Annotated in this window: 17 protein-coding genes; 3 read left to right on the top strand and 14 right to left on the bottom strand. The window is 57.3% G+C overall.

The features are described from left to right. Positions 1–2: 2 nt before the first annotated feature. From AC0TOY_RS03135 to AC0TOY_RS03085, 11 genes are all read right to left on the bottom strand, one after another. Positions 3–1,694 carry a glycosyltransferase family 2 protein gene (locus tag AC0TOY_RS03135; RefSeq protein WP_061716357.1) on the bottom strand — a complete coding sequence of 564 codons (1,692 nt, stop codon included), beginning with the start codon at positions 1,692–1,694 and terminating at the stop codon, positions 3–5. Next, positions 1,685–2,038 carry an ApeI family dehydratase gene (locus AC0TOY_RS03130; RefSeq protein WP_024908872.1) on the bottom strand — a complete coding sequence of 118 codons (354 nt, stop codon included), beginning with the start codon at positions 2,036–2,038 and terminating at the stop codon, positions 1,685–1,687. The genes AC0TOY_RS03135 and AC0TOY_RS03130 overlap by 10 nt, the downstream gene beginning before the upstream one ends. After that, the gene (locus AC0TOY_RS03125) at positions 2,025–3,386 is read right to left on the bottom strand and encodes a class I adenylate-forming enzyme family protein (RefSeq protein ID WP_473721481.1); all 1,362 of its coding nucleotides are present in this window, start codon (positions 3,384–3,386) and stop codon (positions 2,025–2,027) included. The genes AC0TOY_RS03130 and AC0TOY_RS03125 overlap by 14 nt, the downstream gene beginning before the upstream one ends. Continuing rightward, the gene (locus tag AC0TOY_RS03120; RefSeq protein WP_032648291.1) at positions 3,379–3,966 is read right to left on the bottom strand and encodes a COG4648 family protein; all 588 of its coding nucleotides are present in this window, start codon (positions 3,964–3,966) and stop codon (positions 3,379–3,381) included. The genes AC0TOY_RS03125 and AC0TOY_RS03120 overlap by 8 nt, the downstream gene beginning before the upstream one ends. A 6-nt stretch (positions 3,967–3,972) precedes the next feature. Beyond that, on the bottom strand, positions 3,973–4,224 hold the full coding sequence (locus AC0TOY_RS03115) for an acyl carrier protein (protein WP_024908875.1): 252 nt from the start codon (positions 4,222–4,224) through the stop codon (positions 3,973–3,975). Positions 4,225–4,236: 12 nt separating this feature from the next. Continuing rightward, entirely contained in the window at positions 4,237–4,494 is a 258-nt protein-coding gene (locus AC0TOY_RS03110; protein WP_008503081.1) for a phosphopantetheine-binding protein, read from the bottom strand. Beyond that, positions 4,475–5,302, bottom strand: a complete 828-nt coding sequence (locus tag AC0TOY_RS03105) for a lysophospholipid acyltransferase family protein (RefSeq protein ID WP_410374677.1) — start codon at positions 5,300–5,302, stop codon at positions 4,475–4,477. The genes AC0TOY_RS03110 and AC0TOY_RS03105 overlap by 20 nt, the downstream gene beginning before the upstream one ends. Then, entirely contained in the window at positions 5,287–6,009 is a 723-nt protein-coding gene (locus tag AC0TOY_RS03100; protein WP_024908878.1) for a beta-ketoacyl synthase chain length factor, read from the bottom strand. The genes AC0TOY_RS03105 and AC0TOY_RS03100 overlap by 16 nt, the downstream gene beginning before the upstream one ends. A gap of 28 nt (positions 6,010–6,037) precedes the next feature. Beyond that, positions 6,038–7,141 (bottom strand): class I SAM-dependent methyltransferase, encoded by a 1,104-nt coding sequence (locus AC0TOY_RS03095; RefSeq protein WP_473721480.1) that lies wholly within the window; start codon positions 7,139–7,141, stop codon positions 6,038–6,040. 69 nt (positions 7,142–7,210) lie between these two features. Then, positions 7,211–7,600 (bottom strand): hypothetical protein, encoded by a 390-nt coding sequence (locus AC0TOY_RS03090; RefSeq protein WP_473721479.1) that lies wholly within the window; start codon positions 7,598–7,600, stop codon positions 7,211–7,213. A gap of 336 nt (positions 7,601–7,936) precedes the next feature. Beyond that, positions 7,937–8,986, bottom strand: a complete 1,050-nt coding sequence (locus AC0TOY_RS03085; protein ID WP_024908881.1) for an AI-2E family transporter — start codon at positions 8,984–8,986, stop codon at positions 7,937–7,939. A gap of 145 nt (positions 8,987–9,131) precedes the next feature. Between AC0TOY_RS03085 and AC0TOY_RS03080 the strand changes: the two genes are divergently transcribed. Then, positions 9,132–10,349 (top strand): MFS transporter, encoded by a 1,218-nt coding sequence (locus AC0TOY_RS03080; RefSeq protein WP_473721478.1) that lies wholly within the window; start codon positions 9,132–9,134, stop codon positions 10,347–10,349. A 4-nt stretch (positions 10,350–10,353) separates the two neighbouring features. On the opposite strand, the gene AC0TOY_RS03075 is transcribed toward AC0TOY_RS03080, so the two are convergent. Continuing rightward, on the bottom strand, positions 10,354–10,911 hold the full coding sequence (locus AC0TOY_RS03075; RefSeq protein WP_008503073.1) for a DcrB family lipoprotein: 558 nt from the start codon (positions 10,909–10,911) through the stop codon (positions 10,354–10,356). Positions 10,912–10,983: 72 nt separating this feature from the next. Then, complete coding sequence (locus AC0TOY_RS03070; RefSeq protein WP_032648297.1) at positions 10,984–11,649, bottom strand: 7-cyano-7-deazaguanine/7-aminomethyl-7-deazaguanine transporter; 666 nt, start codon at positions 11,647–11,649, stop codon at positions 10,984–10,986. 167 nt (positions 11,650–11,816) lie between these two features. On the opposite strand from AC0TOY_RS03070, the gene tusA reads away from it, so the two are divergent. Then, the gene (gene tusA / locus AC0TOY_RS03065) at positions 11,817–12,059 is read left to right on the top strand and encodes a sulfurtransferase TusA (RefSeq protein ID WP_008503071.1); all 243 of its coding nucleotides are present in this window, start codon (positions 11,817–11,819) and stop codon (positions 12,057–12,059) included. 64 nt (positions 12,060–12,123) lie between these two features. Here the strand turns inward: tusA and yhgN are convergent, their stop codons facing one another. Beyond that, positions 12,124–12,717 carry an NAAT family transporter YhgN gene (yhgN, locus tag AC0TOY_RS03060; RefSeq protein ID WP_003861574.1) on the bottom strand — a complete coding sequence of 198 codons (594 nt, stop codon included), beginning with the start codon at positions 12,715–12,717 and terminating at the stop codon, positions 12,124–12,126. 177 nt (positions 12,718–12,894) lie between these two features. Here yhgN and asd point away from each other — a divergent pair, with 177 nt between their 5' ends. Then, positions 12,895–13,998 carry an aspartate-semialdehyde dehydrogenase gene (gene asd, locus AC0TOY_RS03055; RefSeq protein ID WP_473721477.1) on the top strand — a complete coding sequence of 368 codons (1,104 nt, stop codon included), beginning with the start codon at positions 12,895–12,897 and terminating at the stop codon, positions 13,996–13,998. Positions 13,999–14,137: the final 139 nt, after the last annotated feature.

The raw sequence follows: 14,137 nt of genomic DNA, 5'->3' as shown, positions 1-14,137 counted from the left end.
CTTTACTCCTTCTCTCTGGACTCTGGCAGATGCCAGAAATCGAAAAAATTAAACCAGTCGAGCGGCGACATGAGGGCGTAGTGCTCCAGCCGCTGCGCGTAGCGATCGACGATATCCTGCAGCGCCTGCTGGCGTTCACCGCGCGGCAGGCGCAGCGGGTCGGCAAACGGTTCGCAGTGCAGGGTGAGCTTCCCCTGCTGGCGCAGGGCAAAAATCAGCACCACCGGGCAGCGCAGGATGGAGGCCAGAATAAACGGCCCCTGTGGGAACGGCGCAGGCTGGCCCATGAACGGACTCCAGATCACGCGCCAGTCGCCGCCACGCTGCGGATTCACTGCGATGCGATCGCCCACAATCGCGACCCACTCTCCGCGCTCAAGCTTCTCTTTGATGGCAATCGCGGTGTCCGGGCCGATGTCGGTAACCGACATCAAATTTACGCTGGCCTGGGGCGCCATTTCGCTCATGATTTGCTTAAAGCGCTGGGCGTTCTCGCTGAAAACCAGGGCGTTGATGATTTTGCTCTCTTCCAGCTGAGCCAGCGCCCGGCAGGCTTCTACGTCGCCAAGGTGCGAGGCGAGCAGGAGCTTGCCCTGCGGCGCCGCGATATCTAGCGCTTCGCTCGCGCCGGGAGCAAAGATCACGTCGCGATCAAACTTCAGCTCACCGCGCCAGCTGGCGACTTTATCCAGCATCGCATTGCCGAAGCGCATAAAATGGAAAAAGCTGTTGAGCCGTGAGGGAACAGGCATGCTCCGCTGACGCAGTTCTTGCTTCACTCTCGCAATCCACTGCCGCGAGGCCTGCCGCGCCGGACGCGCGATAAGCCAGTACACGCCGATCACCGGCCACAGCAGCACGGCAAAGGCCCGCCGCCCCAGCAGTTGCCAGACGCGCAGCATCAGGCGCATCCCCCACAGACCCTTGACTTCGTCCTGCTGCGCCCAGTGCTGGCGGCGTCGACGGAAAAGCAGGCCGGGCATGCGGCGCAGCATGCCGAAGAAGAGTCGGGTATGCATCAGGGAGATCCGCACGTTATCTTTTAACGCATCGAAGTGGGACAACCCGTCCTTCGGATAGGTGACGCGGGTGGGCAGAAAGACGCTGGTGTTGCCCTGCCAGTAGAGACGGACCATCACTTCGGTGTCAAAGTCCATGCGTTTACCGAGCGGTTCACGCGCTGCCAGCCGCAGCGTGGGGGAGACCGGGTAGACCCGAAAGCCGCACATGCTGTCTTTAAGCTGCAGGGATAAGGTCTCAATCCACACCCAGACGTGGGTTACCCAGCGACCGTAGAGTCGCGAGCGTGGAATGGAATCATCGTAAATGGGCTGGCCGGAAATCAGCGCGTCCGGGTGGCGCTCTGCCAGCGCCAGCAGTTTGGGGATATCTTCGATGGCGTGCTGGCCGTCCGCGTCCACCTGCACGGCGTGGGTATAACCCGCGCGCGCACACTCCTCCAGCCCCCTGATGACTGCGGCACCTTTCCCGGCGTTTTGCGCCAGACGGACCAGCGTCATCTGTGGCTCCGCCGCCGCCAGGCGTTCGAGCTCCTGACGGGTGACAGCTTCGCTGCCGTCATCCACCACCAGGCACGGCAGGCCGAACGGTGCGAGACGCGACAGCACGCTGGCGATCATGGCGCCGTGGTTGTAGCACGGGATTAGAACGCAGGGGCGAAAGATTACTGACATAGACGAATCTTTCCGCTGCTGGCGGTATGGCGCTCATCCCCGGCGTGACGCTGGTAGCTGAAGGTCAGCATCTGACGTTCGGCATGCCACTCAAGCACCAGCGTGACCGTGGTTTCCGGCAGCAAAGGCGCCTGGAACTTCACGTTTTGAATGCTGTGAAAGCGGTAGCCCGGTGCCAGTAATGTCGTGGCGTAGTGCATCACCCAGTCAAGCTGAGCAACGCCGGGCAGTAGCGGTTGTACGGCAAAATGGCCCTGAAACCAGAACAGCGCCGCGTCGAGATGCAAAGTGATTTCCAGCTTCTCCGGCTGTGTCTGGTGGCGCTCAATTTCATGAATTTTCATGAAACAACTCCTCTAACTGCGCATAGACACGCTTGTTCATACTGTTTACCGGCATTTCATCGACAATGCGCCAGTAGCGTGGAACGGCGACCGGCTCAAGCCAGGGCAGCAGGGCGCGACGCCAGGCGAACTCCTGCGCTTTTTTATCCTGCATATACCCGCGCTGACGAAGCGCTTCGTCCAGGACCAGCAGTGCACCAATCCCCTGACGGCCTCCGCGCGTGACCGGCAGTACAGCCGCTTCGCAAATGCCGTCGAGCTCCAGCAGGCGACGTTCGATCTCGTTAAGCGAGATGCGCTTTTCTTCAATTTTGACCACCCGCCCGCGACGACCGGCGATGCTGAAAAGCCCCTCGCTGTCGAAGTGGAGGATATCGTCCAGCTGGAGTCCTTCAGCCTCATGGATCAGTGGCGACGTGACGCGACAGGCTTCATCTTCCTGATGGAAGATCACGCCGGGGAACGCCAGCCACGGGACGTTATCCTGCTGGCGATGGCGCCAGGCGAGGATCCCGGTTTCGGTACTGCCATAAATTTCATCCGGGCAGATGTTAAGCCAGCCAGCGGTGGTGGCGACGTCACACCAGGGCAGCATTCCGCCTGCGGAAATCAGCATCCTGACGGGCGGCGCGGCCAGCTCGGTATCCAGGCGCTTCAGAAACGCCGGGCTGCTGATGAACAGGTAATGCCTGTCATGAGGAAGGGCGGCCAGCTGCTCTGCGTAGTAGAGCATCGCGGCATGCAGCGGCAGGCCCAGCGCCATCGGCAATACGATGCGGAAAGTCAGGCCGTACAGATGTTGCGGTACGACCGAGGCGACAATGCTACAGCCGGCCAGACGATCGCCGAAGCGGTCAGCCAGCAGACGGGCTTCGCGATCCAGACTGACGATGTGCTTAATCACCCGGCGCGGGGTACCCGTGGAGCCGGAGGTGAACAGCTCTACGAAGCGGCTTTCGTCAATCTCCGGCAGGGGCGCCCAGTGGTTAATTGTCTGATGGTGGGAGGCCACCACAATCAGCTTCCCATGGAAAGCGAGAGTCCGATCGCTCAGAACGCCGCTAAACAACGCCTGCTGTTCTTCAAGCTGCGAGACGCGGCTATGGCCGGGAATGACCGGTGTTTTACCGGCATGCAGCGAGGCCAGCAGCGCAACAATAAACAGGTAGCTATTTTCAAAGCACAGCGCCCAGCGCTCGCCTTCCTGCTGACGCAGGGTGTCGACCAGTAAGGTCACGTCGTGGCGCAGCTGGCCCAGCGTCCAGGTACGATCGTCAAGCCAGGCAACGGGCGTATCGTCAGGGCGCGGCGCGTTTAACCACTGGCCCAGTGGAAGGGGGTTAGTCATTGTGCATCTCTTTTTTTATCACCCGCTGGCGCACCAGCCACTCTGTCGCCATCAGCGTCCCCATCAGGATGTAAGCCACCATACCGTTCCACAGCGTCCACAGATGCATGTCGCCGTGGAGGACGGTGAACAGCGCCATCGCGCCGTTACCGATGAAAAAGCCGCACCAGACGAGAGTCACCCTGCGGGTATAGCGCACGCCCTCCGGGGGCAAATCTGGCTCGCGCAAGCGCGCCAGTCGTTCGACAAGCGGCATCGCGGTCCACAGCGAACCCCCGAACACGGCCAGCATCACCAGGTTGACGACCACCGGGTAGAGCAACAGCCACTGATGGGTTTTCAGCAGATAGCTGGCCGCGCAGAGCACGATGCCCGCCAGCGCAACACACTGCACCACGTACCGCATCGGGCCGGTGTTTCGCTGCGCCTGACGCAGCCGCAGCAGCAATACCAGCGCCATCACCGGTAACAGCCATTGCAGGCTGTTGTGCGTCAGCCCAAATCCAATCAGGAAGGGCCACGCCAGCAGCATCAGCCCCGTCAGCAGTGGGATGACCGGGAACGTCCGTCCACCACGCACAATGTCTTACTCTTCGCGCAGAAGCTGTTCGACGGCGTCTACCACATCCTGAACGGTACGAACCGATTTGAAGGTTTCCGGCTTGATTTTCTTGCCCGTTTTTTTCTGCAGATGAACAATCATGTCCACCGCATCAATGCTGTCCAGCTCCAGGTCTTCGTAAAGACGGGCTTCGGGCGTAATATCCTGCGGGTCGATTTCAAAGAGCTTGGTCAAAAGGCCACAGACTTCCTGATAAATGGTTTCTTGTTCGGTCATCGTGATCACATCTCAGGCGCGTTGAGCGTTGATAAAGGACGCCAGCGTGGCGACGGAAAAGAAGTGCTGGCGCATCTCTTCGCTTTCGGCGGAAAGCACCACGCCATACTGGTTTTTCACGGCCAGCCCTAGTTCCAGCGCGTCGATAGAGTCGAGACCCAGCCCATCGCCAAACAGCGCGGCATCGGTATCAATATCCTCTGCGGTAAGCTCGTCCAGATTCAGCGTGGTGATAATGAGATTCTTAATTTCAAGATAAAGCGCTTGCATCATTAATTCCTGACAAAGATTGAAGGCCTGATGTTAATCGATGCTGTAGATGCCGGTTTAACTGCCTTGCCGCCAGCGCCGGTTCTTGTTCAGTTGCATCGTAAAATTCGTCGATGTTCACGCGGTCGCGGACATCCACGGTGAAAACAGGTTTTTCTGGCGGTACATCATACCAGTGACTTTTTTTATCCAGCAGATGTTCGCTACAGTGGATCAGCACCACCCGCAGATCGCTGTTACAGCGCACGGCGATATTTGCCGCGCCGCGCTGGAGAGAGATAGCCTCGCCAAATCGGGTACGTGTGCCTTCCGGGAAGATTAAAAGCGTGTCGCCCTGAGCCAGACGCTGCTGGCTGGCCGCGAGCAGGGGCTCGGCTTCGCTGTTAATCAGGTAATCCGCCGCGCGGATAACACCGCTGACAAACGGGTTGCGCAGCAGCGCGCTCTTCACCAGACAGTCGGTTTCCGGCATCACCGACGCCAGAATCACGTAGTCAATTAACGTGGGGTGGTTAGCCACCACCAGACAACCCCGATCGCTGCGCAGCGCGTCAAGATTGTGAATGCGATAGTCCAGTACTCCGAGACTGCGAGCAACGGTCAGGAAGAAGCGGAAGCTGGCCGCAATGCTGCGACGCGCCAGGCGACGACGGCTGGCGCGGTCGCGCTGGACGATCAGCAGCAGGTTGAACCAGACCAGCGACAGCAGCAGCCCGCCCACGCCAAACAGCGCGAAGCAGAAGCCGGTCATCACCAGACGCCATAACCAGTTGATACGGGCAGCCAGGCGGTTCATGCGCGCGTCCATTGCCACAGCAATCGTTCCCCGGGCACCACAAACTGCCGTGCCTCGCTGAGATAGCGTTGCAGGAACAACAGGCTTTGCGGCAGGGCGGGTTCTTCACCCGTGCTGCCGCTGCGGGTTTCACACTGCAATCCGTTGCCGGATTCAATCACCAGCGCCAGCGCGTATGGCCAGGTGGGCATCTGCGGCGGTAACGCCGGATGGTAAAATTCCGGCAGCGCGCCGTCAAAATCGACCAGCAGGACGCGGGAATAGCCCGCATGCAGCAGGCTCAGCACTTCACATAAGGCCTGCTGGAAGGTGTCCAGTCCGGCTGAGATGGATGACGAGACGATGGCCTGGCGTGCGGTAATCGTGAGATTGCCCACCGCGGAATTGTGCACGGACATGGCGAAATCGGTGGGGGAAACGGACTGCCCGGTCGCCAGAGCATGCAGAATACGGTAGTTGCGCTCCAGCTCGCCGTGACGGCTGGAATAGACGACGGCATCAATGGCGTGCTTTTGCAGCATGGCAAGACCAATGTCCACCGCCAGCTTACTGCCTGAATTGAGGCGGCGCGCGGTCATCATAGGTAAAGCGGTCAGCCGGGGAAGCGGTGCCGCTGGGTCAACGGCCAACTGCAGGCGCGACCACGCCTGCCACTCTGTGGCATCGCTGAGTCCCGGCGCTCTTGCCTGCCAGTCGATAATGTTCAGTGAAAATTTCATCTACGCGCGTCCGCGAAAAAAACCGTATTCAAAGGGCAGGCTGGGCCACCCGGGCAGCTACGCTGCTCTGTTGTTCACGTTTGGTGCATATCAGCAGGGTATGACCGACCCCAAGGTTGTCCAGCCGCTGTTCAACGCTGAAACCTGCGCTCTCCAGGTAGCGATAAAACTTCTCTACGCTGTAAAACCGGCTATTACCATTCGCCATACAGGTGAAATAGAGCGAGGTGGCATTCAGGCTGAAAGAGGCCGCTTCAAACTTCTGGGCATCCCAGAAAAGCTCCATGATGCACAAACGTGCGCCTGGCTTCATGACCTGTGCGACGCGCGTCAGCATGGCGACAATCTGATCCGGAGAGAAACAATCCAGGAACTGGCTCATCCACCAGACGTCGGCGTCACCCGGCAATGCTGCTGGGCTAAGCATATCGACAGCATGGAATCCAATACGATGAGAAAAACCTGCTTTTACGATGTTTTCCTGCGCCAGCGCTATCTGCTGCGGCAGATCGAGGATCGTCACGGCAACATTTTCGTCATAGCGGCAGCAGCGTAACGACCATTTACCCGTATTTCCGCCCACATCGTACAATTTTGTCGGCGAGCTTGCGAATATATATGGTAACGCAGCGTCAAAAGCGGCGTCAGAATAGTAATGATCAAAGGCGAACCAGCTCTCTTTCGCCGGAGCCGGTAATTGGGATAATGCCGGGTAGATGGTTGGCCAGTCGCCAAACACGGCTAATCCGGCCGGCTTTTCTTCCTGCAGGGCGTCCGCCAGGTGAAATAGCCCCTGATAACAAACGTCCTGAGTGAAATCCATATTTACGCGGGTCATTGCGTCGTGCAGTAAAAAATGTCCCACTTTCGCCAGAAAATAACGTCCATCCTGTTGGGTAACGATGCGCCCGCTTAATCCCATATCCAGCAGGACGCTGACACCATAGCTACTCAGGGTGCTGTTTTCGGTTATTTCCTCGAGGGTAGCTCCCTCTTTGCCTTGTTTATCGAGCCAGGCGAGAACGCCAGAGTTACGCAGACAAAGCGCAGTCTGGAATAACATCGGGGCAAAGGCGATGCGTTGCGCTTCGGTAATGGCATCCAGTGCGCTGAGTGTGTCCTTTTCGTACATTACTGCGTAACCTTTTAGGGCAATAAAGAGAGGTTATCGGGCCATACGCGGCCCGACTTTAGAAAAATATTACAGCGCGGCGCCAGCGGAGAGGTTCAGCTGAATATCGTGGTCGAGGTTATTCACCCAGCGGTTATAATTCTTGTGAATTTTACCGTCTGCCGCTTTCAGGTTAAGGCTGTTTTCATAGTTGATTGAATAGCTTGTTGCCGTGTACGGAATACTCACCTGGACCGAGTGATCGCGTGACTGCAGACGTCCCTTAATCATCCCAGGACCCGCTTCCGTCATGATCCAGTCACGCTTTTGGCCTGCTTTCAAAATTGCCGTTTTTACCTGATCGGCAGTATGACCCGCGCTGACAATAGAGTGAACCTGAGCGATTGGGGCGGTACGCGCACAGCCTGCCAGTGCACCCACGAATACGGCAGCAGTACACCATTTAACGATCTTTTTCATCAACAACTCCATATCAATAATAACAATTAAAGGTAGTGGTTTTTACAAATAATACGCATCCGGCTTTTTTAAGCCGCCAGATGTATTTTTAATCAATATTAATGTTTGCATTGCGTTGACGCGAAGGCGGGCATAATAACATGGAAAATAAATAAGAATTTCATTTTTTATAATTTGCGTTAAATCATTAATTGCGTTTCAACATAATGCGCGTGGCGTAAATAAAGACAGGGTGAATATCGCCTTAACGCAAATAAAAATACCGCGACGGATTAGGGACGCGGTAATTTACGGTGTATTACTGACGCTTTAAACCTACCTGTACAGGTAGGCCGGTTACCCGGGTAGCCGGCTTTTCGGCCTCCCCGGCCCGAGCAGGATCGCTAGCTTGCTGCCGCCTTTGGTGGTTTCCATCCAGATTTTACATACGCTGGTCAGGGGGACCGACAGCAGCATCCCGACCGGGCCCAGCAGCCATCCCCAAATCAGTAAGGATAAAAACACCACCAGCGTCGACATGCCCAGCCGGTGTCCCATCATGCGCGGCTCAAGAATATTGCCCAGCACCATATGCACGACGAGGAACAGCGCGCCGACCAGCATGCATTCGTAGAAGCCGTTAAACAGGAACGCCTGAATCATCGGCGGCACGGCGGAAAGCACCGCGCCAATATTGGGCACGTAGTTGAGCAGAAACGCCAGCACGCCCCACATCAGCGCGAACTGCACGTCCATCAGCATCAGCCCCAGCCAGACAATGATCCCCGTCCAGACGCTCAGCAGCGTTTTCAGCGCCAGATATTTGGAAACGCCCTTCAGTGCCCGGTGTAAGCCAGCAATATGAATTTGTGGATTATTTAATGCAAAGCGCAGCTTATAGGGGACGTGGCGGACTTCGAACAGCATAAACACCACCGTCATGACCAGCAGCAGAATGCTGGCCATCGCGCCGGAAAGCCCCGTCATCAGCGTGGTGGCGTAGGTCATGACCTTCTCGGAATCCATCCGGCGCAGCATCCGTTCGGGTGAGATATGCAGATTAAGAAAGGGCACCATCTCCTGGAGTGCGACAATCTTACGAGTCAGCTCTTTGTTGTACTGCGGCAGCATGGTGGAGAATTCGCTCAGCGAGGCCGCCAGCACGCCAAAGAGCGCCGTCAGGGCAATCAGCATCACGATGACGACGATGGTGATGGCGACCGGACGGCTGACGCCCCGGCGTAAAAACCAGGTGACCAGCGGATTAAGCACAATGGCAAAAAAGAGCGCCAGCAGGAGCTGGACAATAATGTCAGCGGCAGCGTGGATACCCGCAAGGATAACCACCAGACAGGCGAGTTTTAATAAGATATGGAGCCCTGCTTTGTCGGACGGGTTAGCGATCATGCGTGTTCCTTAATGTGATGACCCGATAAGTGTAGTGTCCGGGCTCCGCTTCGTCTGGGGCCGTTAATCTGAAAGTCGGGGCTGATTTTCTTATTGGGGCGTGGTAATAGTGAAACACTGTTGTAAAAAATCCAGGTAGAACCCCATGCCCGAACCTGCCGCTGAACCGGCACTGAGCGGACTGCGCCTCAATCTGCGCATCGTTTCCGTTGTGATTTTCAACTTTGCCAGCTATCTGACCATTGGCCTGCCGCTGGCGGTCCTGCCGGGCTATGTCCATGACGTGATGGGCTTCAGCGCCTTCTGGGCGGGGCTGGTGATTAGCCTGCAGTATTTCGCCACGCTCCTCAGCCGCCCGCATGCCGGGCGCTACGCGGACACGTTCGGTCCAAAAAGCATCGTGGTGGTGGGATTGTGCGGCTGCTTCCTCAGCGGCCTGAGCTATCTTCTGGCTGCCGCAACCAGCCACTGGCCGCTGGTCAGCCTGGCGCTGCTCTGCCTGGGGCGCGTCATTCTGGGCATTGGGCAAAGTCTGGCGGGAACCGGCTCGACGTTGTGGGGCGTGGGGGTTGTCGGCGCGCCGCACATTGGCCGGGTGATCTCCTGGAACGGGATTGTCACCTACGGTGCGATGGCGCTCGGTGCGCCGCTCGGCGTGGCCTGCTATGCGCTGGGCGGGCTGCATGGGCTGGCCATCACCATTATGGCGGTCGCGCTGCTGGCGATCCTCTTTGCGCTGCCGCGCCCGAAGGTGAAGGCCAGCAAAGGCAAGCCGCTGCCGTTTCGGGCGGTGCTGGGGCGCGTCTGGCCGTACGGCATGGCCCTGGCGCTGGCGACCACCGGTTTCGGCGTGATAGCCACCTTCATTACTCTGTTCTATGACGCCAAAGGCTGGGACGGCGCGGCCTTTGCGTTAACCCTGTTCAGCTGTGCGTTTGTTGGCGCGCGCCTGCTTTTCCCTAACGGCATCAACCGTCTGGGCGGGCTGAACGTGGCGATGATCTGCTTTGCGATAGAGATTGTCGGGCTGCTGCTGACCGGAATAGCGATGGTGCCCTGGGTCGCGAAAGTGGGCGTATTCCTCGCGGGGGCAGGCTTTTCTCTGGTCTTCCCGGCGCTGGGCGTGGTGGCGGTTAAAGCCGTGCCGCAGCAGAATCAGGGGGCGGCGCTGGCGACCTATACGGTGTTTATGGATATGTCTTTAGGCATTACCGGCCCGCTGGCGGGGCTGGTGATGGCCTGGGCAGGCGTGCCGGTGATCTATCTTGCCGCGGCGGGTCTGGTGATTATTGCGCTGCTGCTGACGTGGCGGCTAAAAAAATGGCCCCCGGTGCAGGCACCGGAGGCCACGTCATCGCCGTGAAACGTTACTGGATCACGATGGTGTTAATGATGTTTTCAGCAGCCGTCTGCGCTTTCTGCTGATCTTCCGCTGGCAGGGTGATCTGCAGGGTCAGCAGTTTGTTATCGACCTTGCCCAGCACGACAGAGGAGTAAGCTGTCTGGCCTTTTGCAGAGATGATGCTGTCCAGCTGCTGCAGCTTATGACCTTTCAGCTCGATGGATTTATTGGTCACGACCTGCAGCTGCGGGTCGCGGCCGCGCTGCTGATCTTCCAGACGTTTGGACAGAACGGCCAGATCTTCGCTGGTGTCGTCGCCCACAATCACAATGACCGCTTTCTGCCCGGTTGCGTCGGAGTAAACGTGCATGTTGTTCGCCTGGGTGCCCAGCTTGCCGCTCTGGTCAGTCATATCGGCTGGCAGAGAGAAACTGAGTTTGCCATCCATCAGATTAACCGGCTGGCCGGTCGCGTTGCTCTCTGCGGATGCGCCCTGAGCAGGCGTTTTCGTGTCGCTGTTATCACAGGCTGCAAGACCCACAACCAGCAGGCCAATCCCGACATATTTAACCAGATTGCGCATTGACTTCTTCCTTTCGATAAACGGCCATAACGGCTCATTCGCTCATCTTATCACAACTGATAAAGCGAACCTTTAACCTGCCTGCAATGCGGTGATTTCAGATTTATCTGCCAGCCTTTTCAGCAGCATATTGAGCAGTACGCCGTACATCGGCAGGAAGAAGACAATGCTGATGAGGACCTTGAAGCAGTAGTCCACCAGCGCGATTTCCATCCAGTGTTCGGCCATGAACGCATCCGGGCTGCGCCAGAAGGCGATGAAGAAGAAGGCCAGCGTATCGCTCACGTTACCGAACAGCGTGGAGGCGGTGGGCGCCATCCACCAGCGGTGATTTTGCCGCAGGCGGTTAAACACGTGCACGTCGAGGATCTGCCCCAGCGCGTAGGCCATAAAGCTGGCGGCGGCGATACGGGCGACAAACAGGTTAAAGTGGGTTAACGCCTCAAAGCCCTGCCAGCTTCCCATATAAAACAGAGACGAAATCACGTACGAGATGAACAGCGCCGGGAGCATGACCGAAAAAATAATGCGGCGAGCCAGCGGTGCGCCAAAGATACGCACGGTCAAATCGGTCGCGAGGAAAATAAACGGAAAACTGAACGCGCCCCAGGTGGTATGAAAACCAAAGATGGAGATCGGGAGCTGCACCAGATAGTTGCTGGAGGTGATCACCAGCAAATGGAAAAGCGAAAGCCAGAACAACGCTTTTACGCGCTGAGATTCGGAAAACGACGTCATATTGTGACCTTTTTATACGTTGGGGTGAGGGAACCCAATAAAAACCGCAGCATGATACTGCTTTGGCAGGACATTGCAATGGTTAGTTTTTACGCAATCGTTAACCTGGTTTGCATTGATCGCAACCGGGCGTAAACTACAGCCGTTTTTATCTGACCGAGAAGATCATGACCGACCTGTTTTCCAGCCCAGACCACACCCTTGATGCCCAGGGCCTTCGCTGCCCGGAACCGGTAATGATGGTACGTAAGACCGTGCGCAATATGCAGACCGGTGAAACGCTGTTGATTATTGCCGATGACCCGGCCACAACCCGCGATATTCCCGGTTTTTGTACCTTTATGGAACATGAGCTGGTGGCACAGCAGACCGAGGCGCTGCCGTACCGGTATTTGATTCGTAAGGGGTAGATGGGCTGCCCTCTGCGGCCTGATGCCCTCACCCCGACCCTCTCCCACGGGGAGAGGGAGAAAGTCATCCTTTCATCCACGCCCGGATCCCGTCCAGGAACATCTGCGTCGCCATCATGACCAGAATCAGCCCCATCAGGCGTTCCAGCGCGTTCACCCCTTTCTCACCCAGCAGGCGCAGGAACAGGGACGACTGCAGCAGGATAATAAACGTCCCGCCCCAGGCGATCAGCAGGGCAATCACCAGATGACTCATCTGGTTTGGATACTGATGCGACAGCAGCATCAGCGTCGCCAGAATCGTTGGCCCGGCAACCAGCGGGATCGCCAGCGGCACAATAAACGGCTCTTCACCCGCAGGCAGGCCGCTGCTGCTGCCTTCCGCGCTCGGGAAAATCATCTTAATGGCAATCAGGAACAGAATAATCCCGCCGGAAATCGACACGGTTTCGGCGCGCAGGTTCAGGAATGCGAGGATCTTTTCCCCGGCAAACAGGAAGATAAACATCACCAGCAGGGCGATGAGCAGCTCGCGGATCATGATCGCCCGGCGGCGCTTCGGCTCGGTGTGCTTCAGCACCGACATGAAGATCGGCAGGTTACCCAGTGGATCCATTATCAGAATCAATAAAACCGCTGCGGAAATGATTTCACTCATGTAAATTATCCCTGAAATTCTCTATGGTTATTATGATAATTAGCTGTATTTCTGATTGCCGGGCAATCATCGATTAATTTCGCTTGCGACTTTGGCAGCATTTTGTAATGTGAAGCATATCCCAGTTCAATACTGGCTTGCACAAACAGCACACACCCTCAGCAGGAAAAAAATGCTATGAAAAACGTTGGTTTTATCGGCTGGCGCGGTATGGTCGGCTCTGTACTCATGCAACGCATGGTTGAAGAGCGCGATTTCGACGCTATCCGCCCGGTCTTCTTCTCCACTTCCCAGCTCGGCCAGGCTGCTCCGTCCTTTGGTTGTACCACAGGCACGTTGCAGGATGCTTACGATCTGGAAGCGCTGAAGGCGCTCGACATTATTGTGACCTGCCAGGGCGGCGATTATACCAACGAAATCTATCCAAAGCTGCGTGAAAGCGGCTGGCAGGGCTACTGGATTGACGCGGCCTCGTCGCTGCGCATGAAAGACGATGCCATCATCATTCTCGACCCGGTTAACCAGGGCGTGATCACCGATGGCCTGAACAATGGAGTGAAAACCTTTGTCGGCGGCAACTGCACCGTCAGCCTGATGCTGATGTCCCTCGGCGGCCTGTTCGCGCAGGATCTGGTGGAGTGGGTCTCCGTGGCGACCTACCAGGCGGCGTCCGGCGGCGGTGCGCGTCACATGCGCGAGCTGCTGACCCAGATGGGCCAACTGCACCAGAGCGTTGCGACCGAGCTGGCAAACCCGGCATCCGCTATTCTGGATATCGAGCGTAAAGTGACCCAACTGACCCGCAGCGGCGAACTGCCGGTGGATAACTTTGGCGTACCGCTGGCCGGTGGCCTGATCCCGTGGATCGACAAGCAGCTGGATAACGGCCAGACCCGCGAAGAGTGGAAAGGCCAGGCTGAGACCAACAAAATCCTCAATACCGCGAACACCATTCCGGTTGACGGTCTGTGCGTACGTATCGGCGCACTGCGCTGCCACAGCCAGGCCTTCACCATTAAACTGAAAAAAGATGTGTCTATTCCGACCGTGGAAGAGCTGCTGGCAGCGCACAACCCGTGGGCGAAAGTGGTGCCAAACGATCGCGATATCACCATGCGCGAGCTGACCCCGGCTGCCGTTACCGGCACGCTGACCACGCCGGTTGGCCGTCTGCGCAAGCTGAACATGGGGCCGGAGTATCTCTCCGCGTTCACCGTTGGCGACCAGCTCCTGTGGGGCGCTGCCGAGCCGCTGCGCCGCATGCTGCGCCAGCTGGCGTAATAATTTGTTAAATACCGGGGGTGATTTTCACCCCTTTTTTTTGCGTACTACATGGAGTAACACGCGTATGTCTTATTTTTTATCAGGAGTCATCTAGAGCGTTGGCTATGCTTTAAGGAAGAGTCATTTCTTACCTGAG

The organism is Enterobacter sp. PL_is379, assembly GCF_055817355.1.
Note: the sequence above shows the minus strand (reverse complement) of the source record. Positions and strands in the feature narration are given on the sequence as shown.